Source organism: Devosia yakushimensis (assembly GCF_030159855.1).
In the GTDB taxonomy this organism is placed as follows: Bacteria; Pseudomonadota; Alphaproteobacteria; order Rhizobiales; family Devosiaceae; genus Devosia; species Devosia yakushimensis.
This window is the reverse complement of record NZ_BSNG01000002.1, coordinates 124,699-148,047: the sequence shown is the minus strand read 5'-3', so window position 1 is coordinate 148,047 and position 23,349 is coordinate 124,699. Positions and strand designations below refer to the sequence as shown.

The 23,349-nt window shown below is 63.2% G+C and carries 23 protein-coding genes and 1 tRNA gene; 10 read left to right on the top strand and 14 right to left on the bottom strand.

All coding sequences use genetic code 11. The features are described from left to right. Positions 1–109 precede the first annotated feature (109 nt). Positions 110–814 (bottom strand): glutathione S-transferase family protein, encoded by a 705-nt coding sequence (locus QQL79_RS17920; RefSeq protein WP_284393167.1) that lies wholly within the window; start codon positions 812–814, stop codon positions 110–112. Positions 815–924: 110 nt separating this feature from the next. On the opposite strand from QQL79_RS17920, the gene QQL79_RS17915 reads away from it, so the two are divergent. Beyond that, positions 925–1,275, top strand: a complete 351-nt coding sequence (locus QQL79_RS17915; protein WP_284393165.1) for a winged helix-turn-helix transcriptional regulator — start codon at positions 925–927, stop codon at positions 1,273–1,275. Positions 1,276–1,286: 11 nt separating this feature from the next. Further along, positions 1,287–1,739 carry an NUDIX domain-containing protein gene (locus QQL79_RS17910; protein ID WP_284393163.1) on the top strand — a complete coding sequence of 151 codons (453 nt, stop codon included), beginning with the start codon at positions 1,287–1,289 and terminating at the stop codon, positions 1,737–1,739. Here QQL79_RS17910 and hisC read toward each other — a convergent pair. From hisC to QQL79_RS17885, 5 genes are all read right to left on the bottom strand, one after another. Next, positions 1,736–2,794 (bottom strand): histidinol-phosphate transaminase, encoded by a 1,059-nt coding sequence (hisC, locus tag QQL79_RS17905; protein WP_284393161.1) that lies wholly within the window; start codon positions 2,792–2,794, stop codon positions 1,736–1,738. The genes QQL79_RS17910 and hisC overlap by 4 nt on opposite strands. Positions 2,795–2,870: 76 nt before the next feature. Next, positions 2,871–3,356 carry a chemotaxis protein CheW gene (locus QQL79_RS17900; protein WP_284393159.1) on the bottom strand — a complete coding sequence of 162 codons (486 nt, stop codon included), beginning with the start codon at positions 3,354–3,356 and terminating at the stop codon, positions 2,871–2,873. Positions 3,357–3,416: 60 nt separating this feature from the next. Next, the gene (locus QQL79_RS17895) at positions 3,417–5,693 is read right to left on the bottom strand and encodes a chemotaxis protein CheA (protein ID WP_284393157.1); all 2,277 of its coding nucleotides are present in this window, start codon (positions 5,691–5,693) and stop codon (positions 3,417–3,419) included. Between the two features lie 41 nt (positions 5,694–5,734). After that, positions 5,735–6,103, bottom strand: coding sequence for a response regulator (locus QQL79_RS17890; protein WP_284393155.1), 369 nt, complete (start codon positions 6,101–6,103; stop codon positions 5,735–5,737). Beyond that, positions 6,100–6,390: an STAS domain-containing protein gene (locus QQL79_RS17885; protein WP_284393154.1), complete on the bottom strand. Its 291-nt coding sequence runs from the start codon at positions 6,388–6,390 to the stop codon at positions 6,100–6,102. The genes QQL79_RS17890 and QQL79_RS17885 overlap by 4 nt, the downstream gene beginning before the upstream one ends. Before the next feature lie 176 nt (positions 6,391–6,566). On the opposite strand from QQL79_RS17885, the gene QQL79_RS17880 reads away from it, so the two are divergent. Beyond that, positions 6,567–7,883, top strand: a complete 1,317-nt coding sequence (locus tag QQL79_RS17880) for an NAD(P)H-dependent oxidoreductase (protein ID WP_284393152.1) — start codon at positions 6,567–6,569, stop codon at positions 7,881–7,883. 22 nt (positions 7,884–7,905) lie between these two features. Further along, positions 7,906–8,811 carry a hypothetical protein gene (locus tag QQL79_RS17875; RefSeq protein ID WP_284393151.1) on the top strand — a complete coding sequence of 302 codons (906 nt, stop codon included), beginning with the start codon at positions 7,906–7,908 and terminating at the stop codon, positions 8,809–8,811. Positions 8,812–8,948: 137 nt separating this feature from the next. Here QQL79_RS17875 and QQL79_RS17870 read toward each other — a convergent pair whose 3' ends face one another. Further along, the gene (locus QQL79_RS17870) at positions 8,949–9,917 is read right to left on the bottom strand and encodes a zinc-binding dehydrogenase (RefSeq protein ID WP_284393149.1); all 969 of its coding nucleotides are present in this window, start codon (positions 9,915–9,917) and stop codon (positions 8,949–8,951) included. A gap of 185 nt (positions 9,918–10,102) precedes the next feature. On the opposite strand from QQL79_RS17870, the gene QQL79_RS17865 reads away from it, so the two are divergent. After that, positions 10,103–10,909: a siderophore-interacting protein gene (locus QQL79_RS17865; RefSeq protein WP_284393147.1), complete on the top strand. Its 807-nt coding sequence runs from the start codon at positions 10,103–10,105 to the stop codon at positions 10,907–10,909. Positions 10,910–10,985: 76 nt separating this feature from the next. On the opposite strand, the gene QQL79_RS17860 is transcribed toward QQL79_RS17865, so the two are convergent. Then, positions 10,986–11,537 (bottom strand): TetR/AcrR family transcriptional regulator, encoded by a 552-nt coding sequence (locus QQL79_RS17860; protein ID WP_284393145.1) that lies wholly within the window; start codon positions 11,535–11,537, stop codon positions 10,986–10,988. Positions 11,538–11,606: 69 nt separating this feature from the next. On the opposite strand from QQL79_RS17860, the gene QQL79_RS17855 reads away from it, so the two are divergent. Further along, positions 11,607–12,620, top strand: a complete 1,014-nt coding sequence (locus QQL79_RS17855; protein ID WP_284393143.1) for an SDR family oxidoreductase — start codon at positions 11,607–11,609, stop codon at positions 12,618–12,620. Between the two features lie 55 nt (positions 12,621–12,675). After that, positions 12,676–12,751: transfer RNA gene (locus tag QQL79_RS17850), tRNA-Ala, on the top strand. A 7-nt stretch (positions 12,752–12,758) separates the two neighbouring features. Here the strand turns inward: QQL79_RS17850 and QQL79_RS17845 are convergent. Then, entirely contained in the window at positions 12,759–14,156 is a 1,398-nt protein-coding gene (locus QQL79_RS17845) for a M20/M25/M40 family metallo-hydrolase (protein ID WP_284393142.1), read from the bottom strand. Between the two features lie 136 nt (positions 14,157–14,292). Here QQL79_RS17845 and QQL79_RS17840 point away from each other — a divergent pair, with 136 nt between their 5' ends. After that, entirely contained in the window at positions 14,293–15,129 is an 837-nt protein-coding gene (locus tag QQL79_RS17840) for a FadR/GntR family transcriptional regulator (RefSeq protein ID WP_370461262.1), read from the top strand. Here QQL79_RS17840 and QQL79_RS17835 read toward each other — a convergent pair. The 4 genes from QQL79_RS17835 to QQL79_RS17820 form a co-directional block, all read right to left on the bottom strand. Continuing rightward, positions 15,071–16,240, bottom strand: a complete 1,170-nt coding sequence (locus tag QQL79_RS17835; RefSeq protein WP_284393140.1) for an iron-containing alcohol dehydrogenase — start codon at positions 16,238–16,240, stop codon at positions 15,071–15,073. The two genes, QQL79_RS17840 and QQL79_RS17835, sit on opposite strands and share 59 nt — an antisense overlap. Continuing rightward, positions 16,240–17,211 (bottom strand): ABC transporter permease, encoded by a 972-nt coding sequence (locus QQL79_RS17830; RefSeq protein WP_284393139.1) that lies wholly within the window; start codon positions 17,209–17,211, stop codon positions 16,240–16,242. The genes QQL79_RS17835 and QQL79_RS17830 overlap by 1 nt, the downstream gene beginning before the upstream one ends. Then, positions 17,211–18,161, bottom strand: a complete 951-nt coding sequence (locus QQL79_RS17825) for an ABC transporter permease (RefSeq protein WP_284393138.1) — start codon at positions 18,159–18,161, stop codon at positions 17,211–17,213. Before QQL79_RS17825 ends, QQL79_RS17830 begins: the two co-directional genes overlap by 1 nt. A 71-nt stretch (positions 18,162–18,232) precedes the next feature. Beyond that, a complete protein-coding gene (locus QQL79_RS17820; protein WP_284393137.1) occupies positions 18,233–19,858 on the bottom strand; it encodes an ABC transporter substrate-binding protein in 1,626 nt (541 codons plus the stop codon). Between the two features lie 249 nt (positions 19,859–20,107). Between QQL79_RS17820 and QQL79_RS17815 the strand changes: the two genes are divergently transcribed. Beyond that, positions 20,108–21,292, top strand: coding sequence for a sialidase family protein (locus QQL79_RS17815; RefSeq protein WP_284393136.1), 1,185 nt, complete (start codon positions 20,108–20,110; stop codon positions 21,290–21,292). 95 nt (positions 21,293–21,387) lie between these two features. After that, complete coding sequence (locus QQL79_RS17810; protein ID WP_284393134.1) at positions 21,388–22,560, top strand: MFS transporter; 1,173 nt, start codon at positions 21,388–21,390, stop codon at positions 22,558–22,560. Between the two features lie 45 nt (positions 22,561–22,605). Here QQL79_RS17810 and QQL79_RS17805 read toward each other — a convergent pair whose 3' ends face one another. Beyond that, positions 22,606–23,340 (bottom strand): FadR/GntR family transcriptional regulator, encoded by a 735-nt coding sequence (locus QQL79_RS17805; RefSeq protein WP_284393133.1) that lies wholly within the window; start codon positions 23,338–23,340, stop codon positions 22,606–22,608. Between the last annotated feature and the right edge of the window lie 9 nt (positions 23,341–23,349).

Below are 23,349 nucleotides of genomic sequence, written 5' to 3'. Positions count from 1 at the left end.
CGCGCGACCTGAAACCAGGCCGACCGTTAAGCACCGACAGCGCCATCGCGCAAGCCGCTCCGGCGCATTGGCGCATTGCGAAGAGCGCCCGAAGGCGCTCCTGCTGTTTCTAGGCGCCGAACCGCTCGATCACTTCGGCCAGAGGCACATGGCCTTTGAAGGCTCCGGACCCGACCGGCTGCTCGCCATTTTCGATGGCCGTGGCAAAAATCACCGCTGGGTCGGCCTCGATCCGTCGGCGAAGCTCCGCGAGCTTTGGCCAGCGCTCCAGATCGGCAACGCCGTGAAATTCCAGCCAACGCGCCACCCCGATCAAAACGCCATCGGCCAGGCTCGGCCGCTCTCCGACGAGAAACGGGGTCTCCCCGATCATCGCCTCGAGCTTGTCATGACGATCGATGACAAGCTCCGCGCCAAAGCGGCGCAGCGTCTCCTGCAGCGCCGGATCGGGCTGCGCCATTTCGAGAGCGGCCCAGAGCGGGACGAATGCGCCGGTAAAACCGGTATTCACAAAACCCATCAGCTGATGCATGCGATCAGCCTCAGCCGAACGCGGCTCAAAACTGATGCGCCCTTCGCTGTCGCGGGCCTCGAGCCAGGCAGCAATCGCCATGGTCTCGGTCAAGGCGCGGCCTTCTTCGGTGATGAGAGCGGGGGTTTCATGTCTCGCGTTAATCCGGGCATAGGATGGCTCGCGCATTTCGCCCAGCATGTCGACGCGGCAAAGCCGATAAGGCTGGCCCAGCCACTCCAACGCCGCGACAAGGCCCATCGAGCTTCCCAGCGGGAAGCCGTAAACAAGGATCGGTTCCAATTTCGTCTCCGTGATTTGAGGTCACGCTGCGCAGCGAAACTGGAACTTAGGTATCCTCGTCCTTAAGTAAATTACGCATGTTTTTGTAACCACCAGCGGAGCCCCGCCCGATGAAAGACCTCGTTTCCGCCTGCCCCATCGAGGATGTCATGCGCCTGCTCAGCGGCCGCTGGCCCACACTGCTGCTCTATTATCTCAAGGACGGCACCAAGCGTTTCAGCGATTTGCAGCGCGACAATCCCAGCATTTCCCATCGCATGCTGACACTCGAATTACGCAAGCTGGAAAAAGCCGGCATTGTCAGTCGCACAGTGTTTGACGGCTATCCCCTGCGTGTCGAATATGACCTGACCGAAACCGGCCTCAAGCTCGTGCCCCTGATCGACGCGCTGGGCAATTGGTGGCAAGACGCTGCCCCAGCCGGCAAGAAAGCCACGACCAAACCGCTCGAAACCGTCTGAAGGGATCGATCTTGCACCATCGCATTTCAGTCGGCGCCTTGGTAATCCGGGACCAGTGCCTGCTGCTGGCCCACCACGTCGTCCCCGGCAAATACGATTTCTGGGCCCCGCCCGGCGGCGGCGTCGAGGGCGACGAGGAATTGTCAGCGGCAGCCGAACGCGAAACCTTCGAAGAAACCGGCATCCGCATCACAGCCCATCGCCTCGCCTATATTGACGAGCTGATCGACGACAGCGGCCGCATGGTCAAATTCTGGTATCTTGCCGACTATGTCTCCGGCGAAATCAATACCCACGCCAACCCCGCCCTCGAAGAAGCCATCACCGAGGCCACCTGGTTCCCCCAAACCAGCCTGCCACCAGGCCACATCTTCCCGGCGATTTTGCGCGATGCATTCTGGTACGAACTTGCCACCGGCTTTCCCGCCCCGAAAAAGCTGCCCTTGCTGAAGTCGATCTTCTAGCCGAGGATTTCCCGCAACGCCTCCACTAGCCGGTCGCATTCGGCATCCGTGCCAATGCTGATGCGCAGGAAGTCTCGCGTCCGCTCGGCCGGAAAATGCCGGACCAGGATCGCCCTGCTCCGCAAGGCCAGCGCCAGTGCCGCGCCATCCCGACCAGGATGCCGCGCAAACACAAAATTGGCCGCTGACTCAAGCACCACAAAACCCAGCCCCTTGAGCTCAAGCGCCAGCCTCTCCCGGCTCGCCATCAGCAAGGCCCGGTGCCGCTCGAACCAATCCTCATCCTCCCAGGACGCGACGGCTCCCGCCAAAGCCAGCCGGTTCAGCGGATAGGAATTGAAACTGTCCTTGACCCGCTCCAGCGCCTCGATCAACGGCCGCTGCCCCATGGCAAAACCAACCCGCAACCCGGCCAGCCCTCGCGACTTGGAGAAGGTCTGCACGACCAGCAGGTTCGGATATTTTTTGATCAGCGGAACAGCGCTCTCGCCGCCAAAATCCACATAGGCCTCATCGATCACCACGGGCCTGTCGGGATGGCCGCCAATCAGTGCCTCGATCTCGGAAAGCGGCCGCGCAATACCCGTCGGTCCATTGGGATTGGGCAGGATGATCGCCCCGCAGTCCTGCCCATAATCCGCAATGCGCACCTGCAGATTTTCATCGACCGGAACCGCCCGAAAATCGATGCCATAGAGCCGGCAATAGGTCGGGTAAAAACTATAGGTCACATCGGGAAACAGCAGCGGCGCATCATGGTTGAGCAGCCCCTGGAAGACATGCGCCAAAACCTCGTCCGAGCCATTTCCGGCAAACACGTCCCCCACATCCAGCCCATGCCGTGCCGCAATCGCCTGGCGCAAACGCAATGCCGAAGGATCGGGATAAAGCCGCAATGTGTCATCGGTCGCCGCCGCAATTGCCGCCAAAGCCTTGGGCGAAGGCCCATAGGGATTTTCATTGGTGTTGAGCTTGATCAACCCGCTGATGGCAGGCTGTTCCCCCGCCATATAGGGGCGCAGGGATTGGACAATGGGGCTCCAGAACTGGCTCATCGCACTTTCCAAAAATAAGGGCGCCACAAGGCGCCCTTTTTGCATAACCGGCTTTACGATGGCCGCCTAGGACCAGCTAGCCATCAATCTTTGCGCCGCTGACCACGGCATGCAGGTCGATCAGCCCGACCATGCGGCTTTCATGGGTCACGATGCCATTGAGCAGCTCGGTATCGATGGAATTGCCCTCGGGCACATTATGGATGTCGTCGCGCGACACGGTCAGAATATCGCTGACCGCATCGACCAGGATGCCGACCCATTTGTCACCCACGCTCATCACCACCACCACGTGGTTCTTGGTGGGCGAGGTCTGGCCATCGCCGAAGCGGGCGCGCAGGTCGAAGATCGGCACGATGGTGCCGCGCAGATTGATCACGCCGCGCACGAATTCGCGCGTATTGGGCAGCGGGGTCGCCCCATTCCAGGCGCGGATTTCGCGCACCGTGGTAATTTCCACGCCATAGGTCTGCTCGCCGATCGAAAAGGCGATCAATTGCAGGGTATTGTGACCGGCAACGGTCTTGTCGACGAGATCGTCCCGGAGCCCGAGCGCTTCCATTCTTCTTTGCCTTTCTGCCGCCCTTCTGGCCGGCTACGCGTTACTCGACAGCCTGGTTTCTCAGGCTGCAGTCTTGTGCATGATGGTCGTTTTGAGGCCCTGCACGTCCACGATCAGCGCGACGTTGCCGTCGCCCAGGATCGTGCCGCCGGCAATGCCATCGACCCGTTCGAAATTCTCTTCCAGCGATTTGATGACCACCTGCTGCTGGCCGATAATGTCATCGACGATCAGCGCCACCTTGTGGCTGCCCTCGGCCTCGCACAGCACGACGAAGCGATTATCCGCCTCGGTCTCAGTCAGCATGTCGAAGCGTTCGGCCAGGTCGATGACCTGCACATATTCGCCCCGCACCTGCAGCACCTTGCCCCCGCTCGGCACCCGCTCGAAGGCGGCGCGCGAACATTGGATGGTTTCGACGATCGAGGAGAGCGGCACCACATAGGGGCTGCCTCCGACCTTGACCAGCATGACATCGAGCACGGCCAGCGTCAGCGGCAGGCGCAGCGTCATGCGCGTGCCCTTGCCGGTCCAGCTGCGAACATGCACCGAGCCGCCGATCTTCTTGATGTTGGACAGCACCACATCCATGCCCACGCCGCGGCCGGAAATGTCGCTGACTTCGCTGGCCGTCGAAAAGCCCGGCGCAAAGATCAACTGGTCAATCTGCTCGTCGCTCGGATTGACATCGGCTGCCACGATCCCCTTGTCGCGCGCCACCTGCAGCACGCGCTCGCGATTGATGCCGCCGCCGTCGTCCTCGACAATGATCAGGATATTGCCACCCGCCTGTTCGGCGCTGAGCCGGATCGTGCCCGTATCGGCCTTGCCGCGCGCGGTCCGCAGGTCGGGCGCCTCGATGCCATGGTCGGCCGAATTGCGGATCATATGGGTCAGCGGGTCGCTGAGCTGCTCGATCACCGTCTTGTCGATTTCGGTGTTCTCGCCAATGGTCTCAAGCTTGATCTTCTTGCCCGTCTTCTGCGCCAGCTCGCGCACCAGGCGCGGCATGCGCGAAAACACCGATTTGACCGGCTGGGCGCGGATCGCCATCACCGAATCCTGCAATCCCCGCGTCGTCTGCGCCAGAACCTCGAGCCCGCGCACCAATTCGGTATAGCGGGCGCGCAAGGTCTCATCCATCTGCTGGGTCAGCATGGATTGGGTGATGACCAGTTCGCCCACCATATTGACCACGCGATCGACCTTATCGAGATCGACGCGGATCGACTGCACACCCACGTTGCGCCGCTCGCCGTCCTCGCTTTCGGGGACAGGGGTAGCCGGCTTCAGCGCCTCGACCGGCACCCGCGCTACCGCAATCGGAGCGCTCGGCTTGATCGTTTCGGCCAAGGCGGCAAAGCTTGGTTCTGGCGCCTCCTCGACGGATTCGGCAGGCTCGGCGACAGGCGCGGATTCGAGCGCAAAATCGAGCAGCGCCTCGACCTCATCATCGGCCAGCGCCAGGAGATCGGAGAGACCTGGTTCGAGCGGCAGGGACTGGGCCGGAGCCACATCCAGCGGCGCAAGGCCACCGCCCAATTGCGCCACCGCAATATCGCAATCGCCATCGACGAATTCGAAGACCTCGCGGATCATCGCCTCGGTCAGCGATGGTGAGATCAGCGTGATCTCCCACGAGCAATAAACCGCGAAAGGCTCGAAATCGGCCAGCGCCGGGATCTCCCCGATCACCGCGCGTACGCTCATTTCGCCCAAAGCGGCCAGTTCGCGGAACAGCAACAGCGGATCATTGGCCCGCGCATAAAGCGCCTGATGCGGCCGGAAATGAATTTCCCAATGCCCGGGCTCGAACGCCATCGGCGCCGCCTCGAAGGCATCGCTTTCATGCGTCTCGTCCTCGGCCGCCTCGATATGGACCATGACCGGCACGAATTCGATATCGAATTCCTCGAGCGGCTCGCCGCCCTCCTCATCCTCGGCGACGCTCTCCCCGCGCGCCAATGCGTCGAAACGGGCCTTTTCGTCCATGCCGTAATCGGCCGGCAGGGCTTCTCCGGTCTGGGCAGCCTTGACGTGGTCGGCCACGATATCATTGGCGCGGATGCACAGCGTCACCACGTCGTCGCTCATCTCGATGCGGCCATCGCGCACATAGTCGAGCAGGGTTTCATAGGCATGGGCAAAGCCCACCAGGGCCGAAAAGCCAAAGGCCCCGGCCCCGCCCTTGATCGAATGGATGGCGCGGAACACGGCATTGAGCCGGCCGGCATCGCGCTCGCCCGCTTCGATGGCGGCGAATTGCTCCTCAAGCTCGGTCAGAAGCTCGGAACATTCGTCGAAATAGGTGGCCTTGAAGTCGTCGAGATCGCTCATCTGCGCTTATTCAACCCTTCTGGGTTCTCGGCTAAAAAACTTTAGTGGACGACGCGATGGATGACGCTGATCAGCTTTTCGGGGTCGAACGGCTTGACGATCCAGCCCGTGCCGCCAGCGGCCTTGCCCTGATCGCGCTTGTCCTGGCTGGTTTCGGTGGTGAGGATCAGAATGGGCAGGCTCTGGTGCTGGCCGGTGGCCCGCACATGGCGGATAAATTCGATGCCATCCATCACCGGCATGTTGATATCGGTGATCACCACGTCGAACTCCCCGCTCTTGAGCATGTCGAGCCCCTGCTTGCCGTCCTCGGCCTGCAAAACCTCGAAGCCCGCATTGGAGAGCGTATGGTGCAGCATGGCGAGAATCGTGCGCGAATCGTCGACCGTCAGAACCCGCAAAGTGGTCATTGTCTCATCATCCCCTCGAACTGGGTCGCAAGACCCAGGCGCTCGATCGCTGCGGTCATGGCCGCGCTCGGCTGCAAAATGGCAAAATCATAATTATTGCGCTGGGCGGTCCCGGCGGCGCTGAGCAGCATGAATAATGCATTGGTGGAGACCCGCTGCACGCCGTCCGCTGCGACGGCAACCGGGCCATCCTCGATGACATCGAGCAGGCCGTCCCGGATCGCATCGAGCGAATCCAGATCCACGACCGCTGGCAAAGCGACGGTTTTCTCGGCCTTGCTGACCATGATGATTGACTGCCCCCGGAGTAGTTCTCCGATGCGCAGTCTCCCTTGCAACGGTTTAAGAAGTGCTAAGCGGATCGCCGTGTTACGGGCGTTTCTGGCGCAATGCGGCATTGATGCCCTTGCGGGACAGGCAAAGACGGGGATAACCCATCGGGTAAACCTGTTCTGGAACTGCCATGACCACCAATATCGCCCTTACCGGCTTGGCCCGCGACCTCGCCGCCCGCGCTGAAACCGGCAAGCCGATCCGTGTCGGCGTCATCGGCTCGGGCGAAATGGGCACCGATCTCGTGACCCAGATGAGCCTGATGCAGGGCATCGAGATGGCTGCTATCGCCACCCGCCGCCCTCATACCGCGCTCCACGCCATGACCATCGCCTATGGCCAAGACTCCAAGGGCAAGACCGCCGATAGTCCCGCCGCGGCCACCGCCGCCATCGAAGCGGGCAAGATCGCCATCACTTCGGCCGAAACCCTGGTCACCACGCCCAATATCGATGTGGTGATCGACGCCACCGGCAAGCCGGGCGTCGCCGCCGATTATGACTTGCTGGCCATGGAGCATGGCAAGCATCTGGTGATGATGAATGTGGAAGCCGACGTCACCATCGGCCCCTATCTCAAGGCCCAGGCCGACCGGCTCGGCGTCGTCTATTCGGTCGGCGCCGGCGACGAGCCCAGCTCCTGCATGGAACTGATCGAATTCGTCTCCGCTTTGGGCCTGCCCATCGTTGCCGCCGGCAAGGGCAAGAACAATCCGCTCAAGCATGATGCCGTCCCCGACGACTATCGCGAGGAAGCCGAGCGGCGGAACATGAACCCGCGCATGCTGGTCGAATTCGTCGATGGCAGCAAAACCATGGTCGAGATGTGCGCCATCGCCAATGCCACCGGCCTCGTTCCCGATGTGCCGGGCATGCATGGCCCGGCCACCGACCGCGACGACATGGCCAAGGTCCTGATCCCCAAGGCCGATGGCGGCATTCTCAATAAAATGGGCGTTGTCGATTTCACCGTTGGCAAGGGCGTCGCCCCCGGCGTCTTCGTCATCGTCAAGCCCGAGCATCCCCGCATCATCGAGCGCATGGACGATCTCCATATCGGCCACGGGCCCTATTACGCCTTCTTCCGCCCCTATCACCTGACGAGCCTTGAAGTCCCGCTCACCGCCGCGCGCATCATGCTTCACGGCAAGCCTGACATGGTGCCCCTGCCCCGGCCCGTCGCCGAAGTCTGCGCCGTCGCCAAGCGCGATCTGCTGCCGGGGGAAACCTATGATGCCATCGGGGAAACCTGCTACCGCTCCTTCACCATGACCGTGACCGAAGGCCGGGCCGCAGGCGCCGTGCCGGTGGGTCTGCTCGAAGGCGGCAAGGTCACCGCGCCGGTCAAAAAGGGCGCGCTGCTCACCACGGCCAATAGCCAGCCCGATACCTCGACCCGCCTCTTTGCCCTGCGCCAGTTGCAGAACAAGATGCTGGGCCTGATCTGATCCCGTCTGACTGGAGTTTCCGATGCGTTTTGCCGCCCCGCTGCTGCTGGCCTTGCTCGCCACCCCCGCCTTTGCGCAGGATCAGACGAGCGAGCCCGTCCCCACCGATTGCACCAGCCTCTTTGACAATCTGGGCATCCTGAACCGTGACGCGCAAAGCGAGATCGAGGACACCGCCACCGGCTGCGCCATCAGCAATGTCTATTTCGGCAGCTCCTATTCGCGCTTTGCCATCGGCAAGGTCACGCTCGAAGCCGATGACCTGTTCGGCGCCGTAGCCGGCAATACCCGGCCCGCCCAGCTCAAGCTGAACATTGCCGGCGTCCGCTCCTCGCCCGATATCGATAGCCCCCTCAATACCTACATCATGGAGATGCAGCAGGTCCCCTTCGAGCTGAACCTGGCCTATCGCTGGGATGCCACGAGCGGCGATTTCCACCTCGACGATCTCAGCATGCGCATGCCCACGGTTGGCAGCGCCGTGTTCCAGGCCGAGCTGAGCGAGGTGCGCGACATGCCTGCCGCCATCGAGGAGCCCACCGATTACGCCCGCGGCAATGTCGAAAAGCTCACCCTGACGCTCGACAATCGCGGCCTCTTCACTGCCGTAGCTGCCCCCATCCTGCTGAGCAGCCTGCCCTATGAGGAGGACCCTCGCCCCCTCATCGCCGCCGCCCAGAAGGCCGTCATCGCCCTGATCGACGCCCGGCCCGAGGACCAGATCGACGCCCCCTCCAAGGCGGTCCTGGCCCGCTTCGTCAATACTTTCCCCAGGCCGGACGGTCTCTACCACTTCGAAATCACGCCCATCGACGCACCGGTCTCGCTGGAGAGCCTGGTGGCCCCGACCGACGACATGGCGGGGCTGATGGAACTGCTCGCCAGGTTCAACCTCAGCGCAGAATACAAGCCGCTGACGGTTGAATAGATTTCCCCCGGAGTCATTCCCGCGAAAGCGGGAATCCATTCTTCCTTTTGGCCTTCCAAAGAGTGGATTCCCGCCTTCGCGGGAATGACGTGGTGGTTGATTGGATATCAGGCGACCGCGAACGGGTGCCTCGCCCCTTATCCGCGCAACACCACCTTGCCCTTGCGTCCCGGCTCATCGCTGGCCTTGACCGCTTCGGCAATCTGTTCGAGCTCGAACACGCCATCGACGGGCAGGTCCAGCTCCGCCTGGGCGGCCAGGCTCACCAATTCGCCCAGCATCCGCCCGATATCGGCGGCGGGCAGATTGGGTTTCATGCCCCAGAAACCGCGCACCTTCATCTGCCGGAACAGGAGCGAGCCCGGCGTGATCCGCAGCGGCCGGCCCGTCATGGCGCCGAAATTGACCAGTTCGCTCCCATCGGCCATGACCTCAAACAAATGTTCGGGGCCATCGCCGCCCAGCGAATCCAGTCCCCGCACAATGGCGGCGCCACCGGTCAGCCCCGCGACCCGCTCCTGCCAGCCTTCGCTGCCGGTCGAAACCACGTTCCCGATCCCCAGCGCCTTGAGCTCATCCACCGTCTCGTCACGCCGCACCAGACTCACGACATGAATGCCCTGTTCGGCGGCAAACCGCGCCACCAGCTTCCCCACCGCGCCATTGCCAGCATTCTGCACCATCCATTGCCCCGGTTTGATGCCCAGATCGGCGATGATCATCTTGGCGCTGAGCGGCATGGAGACCAGCTGGCACGCCGTTTCGTCACTCACCCCATCGGGCACCGGCACCACCCGTGCCGCCTCGGCCAGGTAATAATCCGCCCAGGTCTGGTTCGCGCCGCCGGCCACGCGCTGACCCGGTTTGAGATGGCTCACCCCTTCGCCCAGCGCTTCGACCACGCCGACCGCCTCGGTGCCGCCCACGGCCGGCAGCGGCGGCTTGACGCCGTAAAGCCCAGCCACGGTCATCAAATCGTGATTGTGAATGGGCGAGAGCAGCATGCGCACCAGCACCTGTCCGGGACCCGGCACGGGCTTCTCCCGCTGCGCGACCTTGAGCACCTGTTCGGGCACGCCATATTTTTCGAAAACCACGCTACGCATCTGCAAAACCTTGCTTTTATGGGATGTCCAAAGATAGGGCGCCAGACCGGGCGGACAATGGCACTCCGCAGTTTTACGCGCGAAAGCGCCGCGCCGCCATCCGGCCGCCCATAACGGCTTGGGGTTGATCGCCGCCGCCGCTTGCCCTAAATCCTGACTAGTTTATTCATAAATAAGAGCTCACCATGTCCAGCCTCACCGATGCCCGCGCCCCGCAACGTGTGCGGCACGAAACCCGCCTGCGCCTGCTCGATGTCGTCGCGATCACCGACATCACCCCGCTGATGCGCCGGATCAGCCTCAAGGGCGACATGGAAGGCTTCGCCTCGCTCGGCCATGCCGATCACATCAAGGCCTTTTTCTTTCCTGCGGGCGTCGCTCCCATGCTCGCCCCCATCGGCCCCAATGGCGCCGAATTCCCCGCCGGCCAGAAACCCGAAATGCGCGACTATACCCCGCGCTATTTCGACGCCGCCGCCGGCACGCTCGACCTCGATTTCGTGCTGCATGGCGATGGCCCTGCCTCCAGCTGGGCCGCCGGCGCCAAGGTGGGCGACACCCTGGTCATCGGTGGCCCGCGCGGCTCCCTGGTCATTCCTGCCGCCTTTGACTGGTACCTGCTGGCTGGCGACGAAACCGCCCTGCCCGCCATCGGCCGGCGCATCGAGGAACTGCCCGCCGGCGCCAGCATCGTCGCCGTCATCGAAGTCGAAAATGCTGCCGAGGAGCAGCATTTCGAGACCCAGGCCGATCTCGTGCTGCATTACGTGCATCGCAAGGGCCGCCCCGCCGGCACGGCCAGCCTCATTCTCGATACCATCGCCAGCATCGATTTTCCGCCCGGCGACGCCTACGCCTATATCGCCGGGGAAAGCGGCATGAGCAAAGCCGTGCGCGCTCATCTCACCGGCGAACGTGGCTTCAATCCCGAATGGGTCAAGGCCGCCGGCTATTGGCTTCTCGGCGTGGCCGACGCCCACGAGCCGCATTGAGGGGATAACCCCATCGAACCTCCCTCTGATAGGGGGAGGGTGATGGGAGCCCCAATCCCGGGCAGTCACCCGCCCCCTACAAAATCACCCGCTCACACAGCACCATAATCGCCGCCCTTAGCCCCGCCTTGTCCCGGTAACTCCGGCCAATCCCCGCCGCCGCCGCAATCACCAGCCGTGCGAGCTCCCGCGGCTGCTCCATCCCCGCCTCGCCCAGCACTGCGGTAAACTTATCCTCCACCGCCCGGTCCAGCGCCTGGTAATGCGCCGGCTGCCGCGCCTGCTCGGTATAGATTTCATCGGCATGCGGCGACCCATCCAGCAGATCCAGCATCATGCCATATTTGTCCGCCAGCGCCCGCCCGACCCGGACCGCCACCGGCCCTTCGCTGGCCAGCCCCGCATCGATGACCCGATGGATATCCCCCACCATGGTCTCGATGATGGCGTTGAACACCGCATCCTTGTCAGCAAATTGGGCATAAAGCGTGGGCTTGGCCACATGCGCCTGGCGCGCAATGGCCTCCATCGTGGTGCCCCGCAACCCGTTGCGCAGGAATAGATCCCGCGCCGCCGCCAGCATGCGCTGCCGTTTTTCGGCACTACGATCCGACAGGGGCGCACTCATTTTGCGGTCCACACTTGAACGAATTGAACGATTACCATATCTATCGTTCAAGTCCTTTGGAGAAGATCAATGTCCGACCGCGTCCTTCTGACTGGCATATCCGGATTTCTGGGCGGCCATATCGCCCTGCAATTGCTCGCCGCCGGCTATCGGGTACGCGGCAGCCTGCGCAGTCTAGACAAGGCCGACAAGGTTCGCCAGACGCTGCTTAAGGCCGGAGCCGACATTACCAATCTCGAATTCGTCGCGCTCGATCTGCTTGCGGACGAAGGTTGGGACGCCGCCATGCAGGATTGCCGCTATCTGCAACATACCGCCTCCCCCTTCGTGCTGCGTACCCCCAAAGACCCCGACGAATTGATCCGCCCCGCCGTCGAAGGCACGCGCCGCGCCGTCTCCGCCGCCCTCGCCGCCAAGATCGAGCGCATCGTCCTCACCTCTTCGATCGCCGCCATCCAATATGGCCATGCCAGCTATGAGAGACCCCTGACCGAGGCCGATTGGACCAATCTCGATTCCCCGCGCACGCCCGCCTATCCGCGCTCCAAAACCCTGGCCGAGCGGGAAGCCTGGACCCTGATGGATAGAGCCGGCCGCCGTAACGACCTTGCCGTCATCAATCCCGCCGCGATCCTGGGCCCGCTGCTCGACGAGGACCCCGGCACGTCATCGATCATGGTGCTGCGCCTGCTCGATGGCAAATTGCCCGCCGTGCCGGGTCTCGCCATGTCCATTGTCGATGTCCGCGACGTCGCCGCGCTCCATCTCGCCGCCATGACTGACAGCGCGGCTGGTGGCGAGCGCTGCATCGCTTCGGTCGCTACCGTCTCCATGGCCGAACTCGGGCGCCTGCTGAAACCGGCTTTTCCCGACCGCCGCATTCCCACCCGCACCCTGCCCGATTGGCTCATGCGCATTGTCGGCCTGTTCGACCGCGATGTCGGCGACAATCTCAGCGAACTAGGCACCCCCAAGCGCCTCGACGCCCACCGCGCGCCCACCCGCCTCGGCCGCCCGCTCATCCCCGTCGCAGAAGCTGCCATCGCCACCGGCAGGAGCCTGGTGGAGCACCACATGGTCTAGCAACGAACCCCCTTGCCCTGAACGCCAATATTGTCCATATCAGCACCGTCGGAACGGGGCTGTAGCTCAGTTGGGAGAGCGCGTCGTTCGCAATGACGAGGTCAGCGGTTCGATCCCGCTCAGCTCCACCATTCCGGCTTACTTCCCCGCCGCAAACCCCGCCAGCACACGCACCCACGCGCGAATCCCGCGGTGGAAGCTCTCCAGATCATATTTCTCATTGGGCGAATGGATCGCGTCGTCCACATGGGCGAAACCGATCAGCAGGGTGTCGAGCCCCAGAATTTTCTTGAAATCGCCCGCCACCGGGATCGAGCCGCCCGAACCGGTGATTACGGCGGGTTTGTTCCACTCGCCCGACAGGGCCGTCAGCGCCTGCTGCAGATATTTGCCGTCGGCCGGCACGGTGATGGCAGGCGAGCCGCCATGCGGGGTGAACTTGACCGAGCAATCGGCCGGAATGCGCTCTTCCACATGGCGGCGGAAAGCCGCGCGGATCTTGGCCGGGTCCATGCCCGAAACCAGGCGGAAGGAAATCTTGGCGCTGGCCTTGGCAGGGATGACGGTCTTGAAGCCGTCCCCGGTATAGCCCCCGATCATGCCGTTGATTTCGCAGGTCGGCCGCGACCACAGCATTTCGAGCACGCTGCGGTTCGCCTCGCCCGCCTTGAGCGACAGGCCCGCTTCGCCCAGAAATGCCTTTTCGTCGAAGCCCAGCCCCTCCCACTGCGCCTTGAGTTCGGGCGAAATCTCGGCCACGTCGTCATAAAAGCCCGGTAGCGTCACGCTGCCATCGGGCGCACGGAGGCTGGCGATGATTTCGGCCAGCACCTGGTTGGGATTGCGTGCCGCATTGCCGAACATGCCCGAATGCAGGTCCTTGTTGGCACAAGTGATTTCCACCTCGTCGGCGACCAGCCCGCGCAGCATTGTGGTGATCGACGGGGTCTGGCGGTCCCACATATCGGTGTCGCAAACCAGCGCGATATCGGCCGCCGCCAGCTCGGCCTTGTTGGCTTCCATAAAGGGCGGCAGGTTCTTGCCGCCGCTTTCTTCCTCGCCCTCGAGCATCAGCGATACCTTGACCGGCAAGCTCCCCGTCACCGCCTGCCAGGCGCGGCAGGCTTCGATAAAGGTCATCATCTGGCCCTTGTCGTCCGAAGCACCGCGCGCCACGATGATCTTGCGGCCCTGCGCATCGTCCTTCAGCACTGGCTCGAACGGATCGGTGTGCCAGAGATTGAGCGGATCGACCGGCTGCACGTCATAATGGGCATAGAACAATACATGGGGGCCCGCCACATCCGGCCCATGCGCCACCACCACGGGATGCCCCGGCGTCGGCCGCGCCGCGGCGTCAAAACCCAGCCCGTTCAATTCCCCCACGATCCAGTCGGCCGCGCGCTGGCATTCCTGGGCAAAAGCCGGATCGGTCGAGATCGATTTGATGCGCAGCAATGCCTTGAGCCGCTCCAGGCTCCCATCGAGCCCGGCATCGACCTGGGCGAGAACGGCATCGAGATTGGCACTGGTCATGGCGATTTCCAATTAAGACAGATTCGGCCGCGACCATGGCGCAGCCACGCCAGCGCTGTCCACCCTCATTACAACCCTCGCTATTGTACTACTAATGGGCGCCGACTAGTTTACTGACCTCAAGGGGAGCCAAGGCGTGACAGACAGTAATGCAACAGTCGCAAGGCATTCGGGCGAGCTGATCGCCGCATTGTCGGGCCGCCGGCCGTCCCGTAACCTGCATTCCGATGTCATGTGGCGGCTGGGCCTTGCCATCGTCTCAGGCCGCTATCCAGAGGGCACGATCCTGCCCACCGATGGCGAATTGCTGGCCGAATTCGGTGTCTCGCGCACAGTGCTGCGCGAAGCCCTCAAGAGCCTTGCCGCCAAGGGCATGATCGAGGCTCGGGCCCGCATCGGCACCCGCGTGCTGCCGCGCGGCCGCTGGAACCTGTTCGATAGCGATGTGCTGGCCTGGCATTTCGAACTGGGCCCCGACGTGGCCTTTCTGCGGAGCCTGGCCGAAGTGCGCATCGGCATCGAGATCGAGGCGGCCGCCCTCGCCGCCGAGCGCCGCAGCCCCGCCCAGGCCGCGGACTTGCTCGATCTGGCCGAACAATTGGGCCGGGCCGAAACGCCCGAGGAATTTGCCCGCTATGACCTGGAATTTCACCGCGCCGTGGCCCTGGTCTCGGCCAATCCCTTCATGGCCTCGATCTCAGCCCTGGTGGAACTGGCTCTGACGGCCTCCTTCACCATCAGCTCGCCCATCATGGTGCCGGGCGCCCTGGAAGCGGCCGTGCGCTCCCATCGCCGCATTGCCCAGGCCATCGAAAAGGGCGCTCCGCAAGAAGCCCGCGACGCCATGAAAGCGGTGATCGCCGAGGGGTTTACGCGGGCGGCCGAGCGGCTGGAACAGGGGATACCCCGCAGCCCTAAAGCGCCGCCTGGTAAATCCCCAAAATCTCCTCACGAGAAATCTCGCGCGGATTGAAATCGAGCAGCCGCCGGATCGCAAAGGCCTCATCGGCCATCCCAGCAAGATCGTCCTCGCCGATCCCCAGCTGACCCAGCCGCATTTCAACGCCCATGCCCGCGCACCAGCGATAGGCGCTGGCCTTGAGATCGCCGCCCTCCAGCCCCAGCCGGCTGGCGATATCGGCCGCCTTGATCGGATCAACTGGTGCATTGAAGGCCAGGGTATGCGGAAAGATCACCGCATTGGCCAGGCCATGCGCGATGCCGTGCCGAGTGCCCAGCGGATAGGATATGGCATGCCCCGCCGTCGTATTGACCGGCCCCAGGCAAAACCCGCCATACAGCGAAGCCAGCGCCAGCCCGGCCCGTGCCTCGCTATCCCCACCATTCGCAACCGCCCGGCGCAAGAACTTGCCGACCAGCCCAATGCCCTCCCGCGCATACATGTCGATAATGGGATGCGCGCGCCTGGACGTATAGGCCTCCACGCAATGGGCCAGGGCATCGATCCCGGTCGCGGCCGTTACCGCGGGAGGCACCGTCATGGTGAGGTCGGGATCGATAATGGCGAGGTCCGCCAGCATATGCAGCGATTCCACTGCGAGCTTGTTGAGCGTCTCGGGATCGGTCACCAGCGCCCGCGTTCCCGCCTCGCTGCCCGTGCCGGCCGTAGTCGGCACCTGCACCAGCAGGGCCGAGCGCGGCGCAGCCTTGTTGGGTCCCACCAGCTCGTGGAACGAGCGCGTATCGTCCACCATCACCGCGGCCAGCTTGGCAATATCCATGGCGCTGCCACCGCCGAAGCCGACGATGAGCTGCGCCCGGACGGCGCGGGCCATGGCCACGAGCTTGAGCAGATTGGGCAGGTCCGGCTCGGGCTTGACCTCGGCAAAGACCGAAACCTCCCCGGGTAAGCCAAGCCTATCGACCCGCGCCGCATTGAAAGCGTCGGAGACCACCAATGTCCGCGCCACGCCATGGCTCGCCGCCCATTCGCCGGCAAAACCCACCTTGCCGGCGCCGAATTCGATGCGGCTGGGCCGGGTAATGGTCAGCGGGCGCGACCAGGAAAGAGCTGCGGCAGGCGCCGCATTGGATGCCGCGATGGAGGATAAAGGCGCGGCCATCACTTGGCTCCCTTGGGGTTGAGTGCGTCATTGAGCCCGTCGCCGACGAAACTGAAGGCAACGGTGATAATCGCCAGCGTTGCCGCCGGGGCCGCCAGCAGGTGCGGATATTGCTGCCAGGTGCGCAGGCCATCCGAAATCATCAGGCCCCAGCTCGGGGTCGGGGGCTGCACGCCAATGCCCAGGAACGAGAAGGCGCTTTCCATGGTCATGGCGCCGCCCAGTCCCGCGCTGACCGCCACGATCAGCGGCCCGATGGCATTGGGAATGACATAGCGCGAGATGATGCGGCTATTGGGCAGGCCCAGGGCCCGCGCCGCCAGCACATAGGGCCGCTGGCGGATCGACATCACCTGCGCCCGCACCAGCCGCGCATAGGGCGGCCACATGACCAGTGCGATCGAGCCGAACACCAGGGTAAAATCGATGATCGAAGTCGAGCGGAAAAACGCATTCCCTGTCGCCGCATACATACCATCGAGCCAGCGCGCCAAGGGCGGCTTGAGCGACGTATTGACCACGATCACCAGCAAGAGGTTGGGCACCGACATGAAGAGATCGGTGACCCACATGATCGAGCTATCGACCAGCCCGCCGAAATAGCCGGCCAAGGCGCCCAGCAGCGCCCCGATCACCACCGAGATGGCTGTGACCACAATGGCCACGATCAGCGCCGTGCGCGAGCCATAGATGATACGGCTGAACACATCGCGGCCCAGCTCGTCCGTGCCCAGCCAATGCGCCCATGAGGGAGGCGAATTGCGCACCTGCAGATCCTGGCTCAGGAAATCATAGGGCGTCAGATACGGTCCCGCGATCGCCATCACCAGGAACAGTCCGATAATGACCAGGCCGGCCATGGCGATCTTGTTGGCGCGCAGCCGCGCCCAGGCATCGCCCCAGAGGCTCGCCTGCTCTTCGGCCGGCACAGCGGCAGTATGGGCAGCTGCGGAAAGCGGTTCGGTGCTCATCACGACCTCTTGGCGGCGGCGCGTGGATCAAGCAGCGGATAGGCCAGATCGACGAGCAGATTGGACAGCATCACCAGGATCGAGGCGATCAGGGTAACGGCGAGGATGATGGGGTAATCCGAATTGAGCAGCGACTGGATGGTCAGCCGTCCCAGCCCCGGCAGGCCGAACACCAGTTCGACGAAGACCGCGCCATTGATCAGCGTGATCATGATCAGGCCCAATTGGGTGACCACCGGCGTCAGCACCGGACGCAGGATATGGCGGAAGATGATCTTATGCGCCGGCAGCCCCTTGGCCCGGGCGGTGCGCACGAAATCCTCGCTCAGCACATCGATGACAGCGGCACGGGTCTGGCGGACGATAAGAGCGATGGGCTGGAAGGAAATGACCACCAGCGGCAGGATGATGCGCGCATCGAAAAGCCCGCCCCAGCCATAGGAAATATTAGCCTGCGGAAAGAGCAGGAGCAGCAGCACCATCAACAGCGGGCCCGCCACATAGGCCGGAATGGCCCAGAAGAACAGCGCCGCGCCCAGGATGACATAGTCGGTCGTGGTGTTCTGCCGCAACGCCGCCAGCACACCGAGCGGAATAGCGACAATGGCGGTAATGGCAATGGCCAGAAGCCCGATCTGCAGCGAAACCGGCGCCGCGGCCGAAATCGAGCGCCAGACCGAGCGGCCCGACAGCAGCGAATTGCCGAAATTGCCGTGCAGCACGTTCCAGATATAGTTCCAGAACTGCACGAGGAAGGGCTGGTTGAGCCCGGCCTGCTCGCGGATCGCCTCGATGCGGGCGGGGTCGAACGCCACGTCGCCCGGCTGGCGAAGGAAGATCAGCTTGATCGGATCGCCAGCGCCGAAGAAGGCGAGTGCATAAACGCCCAGCAGCACCAAGAAAACGGCGGGGATCCAGAGCAGCAGGCGCCGCAGAATATAAACGAGCATGGCCGGCCTCATGAGGTTCGGCCGCGGAACGGGAAACGCCCCGCGGCCAGGATCGCTTAGGTCAGATCAGGTCAGACGATGGTCACATCCCACGGATTGACGACCTGCCAATCGAGGTTCTTTTCCATATTGGTGACGCTGGGCAGCGCCCAGCGCGACATGGTTTCGTAATACCAGGGCAGATACCCCCAATCGTCGCGGAACAGCTTCTGGGCGGCCCGCGCCTTCTCGTCGCGCTGCGGATCGTCGACCGGCAGCAGCGCCGCCTCGTCGAGCAGCTTGTCGATTTCGGGGTTGGAATAGCCATTCATCTTGCCCGCCGCGATGCCGCCGCCGGTCTTGATGCCGCCGGCCAGGAACGCCACGGCATCCGGCACGCGGGTACCGATATCGTCGCGGAACACATGCACGTCGGCCGGAGCGAAATTGTCCTGCCGTTCCAGCAATTCCACTGCCGAAACGCCCAGATTCTGCCGCCACTGCTCGACAATGAACTGCGCCGCCGCCTTCTGGGCGGGCGAGCCGATGCCCACCATCACCAGGCGCGGCAACCGCTCGGCCCCGCCATAGCTGGACGCTGCCAGCAATTCCTTGGCCTTGGCCGGATCATAGGGATAGGGCTCGAAATCGGGATCGACACCCGGCACCGCCACCAGCAGCTGTTCGGCCTGCTTGTGCGGACCATTGGGGAACGACGCCTGCATCATGCCATTGCGGTCCACCGCCATGATGAAGGCCTGGCGCACATTGGGGTCGTTGAACGGCTCGGAATTGACGTTGAACCAGAAATGCTGGCCGGTCGGGATCGAGGGCCCGGACGAAAATTCGGTGCCCAGATCGTCGATGACAGTCGAGGTCACCAATTCGGTATGCGCCTGGAACTCGCCTTGGCGCAGCAGGGTTGTGGCCGTCACCGGGTCTTCCACCGAACGGATTTCCACACGGGTCAGCTTGGGCGCCTTGCCGAAGAAATTCTCATTGGGCTCGAAGGCCAGGAACCCGTCATCGAGGTTCATCTCGACCAGCTTGAACGGGCCCGAAGTCACCCCGCCCAGATCGGGCGCGAACCATTCCAGCACTTCCTCGCCATTGTCGTCGCGCGCTTCAGAGGGCTTCAGCACCGGCACCAGTTCATTGGCGATACGCATGAAAAAGATCGGGTCGGCAGCCTTGAGCGTCACCACCAGCGTCTCGTCATCCTGCGCGACAATGCCCGGCATTTCTTTGGCCGTGCCGCCGGTAACCTCGTCATAGCCGACGACGCCGGCCAGCACCTGATTGATGCGCACATGCCGGCTGGACGGCATGGCCGCCAGTTCCCAGCTCCCCTTGAGATCGGTGGCAGTGATCTTGGAGCCATCCGAGAAGGTCGCGGCCGGATCGATCTTGAAGGTCCAGACCGACATATCCGCATTGGGCTCCCAGCTGGTCACCACATAGGGGTGCAGCTGGCCTTCGGAGTCGAAATACATCGGCGTCGCCCACCAGAACGATTGCCAGCGCAGGCACCGCCCACCGCCGCGCAGCGGCGACCAGTCCATGTCAAAACCGCCATTGGCGATTTTCAGCACCTGCTCCTGCGCAAAGGCCGGGCTGGACAAGAGACTGGCAATGCTGACGCCAGCCACCAGGCCCGCGCCACCCTTCAGCACGGCACGACGATTCATTCCGCTACGCGGTAGCTTCTCACCGGACATAGATACCCTCCCTGGCATCGCTTGTTATCAGCTGGCCGGATCATGTCACAAATTGACAACATGTCAACTGAGACAAAAAATCTCTCGGTGCCATTGGGTGCGAGCAGCCGTTTTGCGGCATTTTATATCGTAATATCCGTATGTTAAACGAATTCTGACAATCCCGATACGCCGAAATAACTACTTTACAACTCGTCTTAACTGGGCCAGTTTGCCGCCCAACTCCAAAGGATCATGAAGGGAAGAGACATGTCCGAGACCGTCACGCTCACCACCGATGGGGCACTGCACCCTGTTGCCGGCGATGCCATCCGGCAGGAAGGGTTCCTCCCCTCCCATGTGCAGCAGACCCATGCCTCCTTCCTGCTGCAATTGCGCAATGGCGATCTGGGCTGCGTCTGGTTCGCCGGGACCGAGGAAGGTAAGCCCGACGTCTCGATCTATTTCTCCCGCCTGCCCAAGGGCTCCGATCAATGGACGGCTGAGGAAAAGCTCTCCGACGACCCCGCCCGCAGCGAACAGAACCCGGTGCTGTTCGAAGCCCCCAATGGCGATCTCTGGGTGCTCTACACCTCCCAGGATTTCGGCAACCAGGACACATCCATCGTGCGCCGCCGCATCTCCAAGGATGGCGGCAAAAGCTGGGGTCCCATCCAATCCCCGTTCGACGAAACCGGCCTTTTCATCCGCAATCCCATCATCGTGCTGGCCAATGGCAATTGGCTCCTGCCCGTCTTCCACTGCAATCCGGTGCCGGGCGAAAAATGGCACGGCCATAACGATACCAGCGGCGTCAAGATTTCGACCGATCAGGGCGAGAGCTGGACGGAATATGCCGTGCCCGAAAGCGTGGGCGCGGTACATATGAACATCGTCGATCTTAAGAACGGGAGCCTCGTGGCCTTCTATCGCAGCCGTTATGCCGATGCGATCTATGCCAGCCATTCAACCGACAATGGCCGCAGCTGGAGCAAGCCGGAGCCGACCGACCTGCCCAACAACAATTCCTCGATCCAGGCCCGCGCCCTTTCCGATGGCACCCTGGCTTTGGTCTATAACGAGATCAGCGCCAAGGATTCCACCGATCGCCGCGAGGGCCTTTACGACGGCATCGATGACGGCAAGGCGCCCGTAGGCGAAAAGACAGCCGAAACGCAGAACCTGCGCCGCGCCGTCTGGGGCACCCCCCGCTCGCCCATGACCATTGCTCTCTCCAGCGATGGCGGCAAGACCTGGCCGATCCGCCGCAATATCGAAGTGAGCTCGGGTTCGGCGCTGAGCAATGACACCTCGGGCAAGGAACATCGCAATCGCGAACTCTCCTACCCCACCGTGACCGAGCTCGAGGACGGCCGCATCGGGGTCGCCTACACCTTCTACCGCCGCGCCATCAAATTCGTTCGCTTCCCCCGCTCCTGGGTTTCGGCCGCTTAGGACGGAGAGCCCCGATCTGCACCCTCCCCCTCGCGGGGAGGGTTGCGGAGGGGGACTAGCCCCAATCTCGCGGGTTGCCGCGTAGGTGACAAAAAATGCCCCGCCGCATGCTGATCAAGACCCCGCTGGCCCTCATGCTGGCGGCTGCCTTCCTGATCCAGTTCACCGTGCCGCTCACCCGCGTCGCCACCACCTATAAGGCGCTCGCCCTCGGCCTCGATCCCAACCTGGCCGGTGTCCTCGCCGCCGCCTTCGCCATCCTGCCGCTGTTCCTCGTCGTCTGGTTCGGCCGCATCACCGACCGCTACGGCGTCAAGCCCGCTACAATCACCGGCGCCGCCATCATCCTTTTTGCCGTGCTGATCCTCTGGCTGGCCCCGCCATCGCTGGCCACGCTCCTTATCGGCATTGCCATTCTCGGCGTCGGCCAGACCCTTCATTATTCGGGCCTGCAAATGGTGGTACCGCTGGTCTCCACCCGCCCCCATCGCGACGCCATTCTGGGCAATTACCTGCTCGCCACCTCACTCGGCGATGCCCTGGCTCCGCTCGTCATCGGCACTACCGGCAGCGATAATCCCGCCGCCATTGCGACCCATCTCTATGGTGTCGGCACCGTCAGCGGCACCGCCCTCCTCCTCGTCGCCCTGGTGCTGTGCCTGCGCCTCAAGCCACATAACCTGGGCGGCCACGCCTTGCCGCCCATCAGCCACATCATCCGCACACCGGGCATGATCGCCATCCTGATCGCCGGCAGCCTCTGCGCCACCGCCCAGGATTTGATGATCACCTATATCCCCGTACTCGGCCTCGAACGCGGCATCCCGGCTGCCACAGTAGGCATCATGCTGACCACGATCTCGCTGTCCTCGGTCCTCTCCCGCGCCGCCTATGGAATGCTATCGCGCCGCTTCGGCCGCAACCAGCTCGCCGTGGGCGCAACGCTCCTCGCAGCCCTGGGCCTGGTGATTCTGGCCATCCCCCTGCCCCCGCAATTGAGCTTTCTGAGCCTCCCCCTGATCGGCTTTGGCCTGGGCAGTGCCGGCACGGCAACCCTGGCCATCCTGCTCTTCCTCGCCCCACGCGGCGCCCGCGGCACCGCCATGTCGATGCGCCAAATGGGCAACCGCCTGGGCCTCTTCGCCGTCCCCTTCGGCATTGGCCTCGTGGCCTTGGCAACCGGCGTCACCGGCACATTTTTGGTTCTGGCAGGGGTGGTGTTGGGCTCAAGCGCACTGTCCAACCAGAGCCGGAAAAAGGCGGGCTGACACTGCTGGTGCCGCCCAGTGGGCGCGGCCCCAACGTGCCAAACCCTAAAGCGAAAGATCCAGCATCCGGTCTTCGAACAACCGGTTCCGCGACCCTTCCAGATGCTCTCGCATCCGGTCCCGCGCCGTATCGCCATCGCCATCGCGAATGGCCTGATAGATTTTGGAATGTTCTTCGAACACCCGCTGCAGCCCCGGCGACGGACCCATCAGCGCCAATCCATGCAGCTTCATGCCCACGCTGATATGGGTGCGCAAAGCCTGCATGGCCGATTGATAATAATGGTTGTTCGAAGCCTCGGTAATGGCCAGGTGAAACGCGAAATCGGCGTCTTCGCGGTGCCGCTGCTGGCGCGTCGCATCGCCCAGCATGTCCACCACCTGCCCGATCCGCTCGATCGCCGCCGCATTGCGCCGCTGGGCGGCATAGCGCGCCGCATCGGGCTCGATGGTCAGCCGGAATTCGTAGCACCGCTGGATATCGGCAATGGTTTCCACCGGCGGAAAGCCCAGCACGCGCTGCTCGGTCTTGATCCGCACGAAACTGCCCGCGCCCTGCCGCGAATAGATCAAATCCTCGCGCCGCAGCCGCTCCAGTGCTTCGCGCACAATGGGCCGTGACACATCGAACTGCTCGGCCAGTTCTTTCTCGCTAGGCAGTTTCTGGTCGGGCGAATAATCGCCATTGGCAATCTTGGCGAACAGCAGATGATAGACCCGATCGGCAAACAGGGCCTTCTGCTTTCCGCCTTCCATCGATTTGTCGTCAACTACTGCCATAGCCATTCA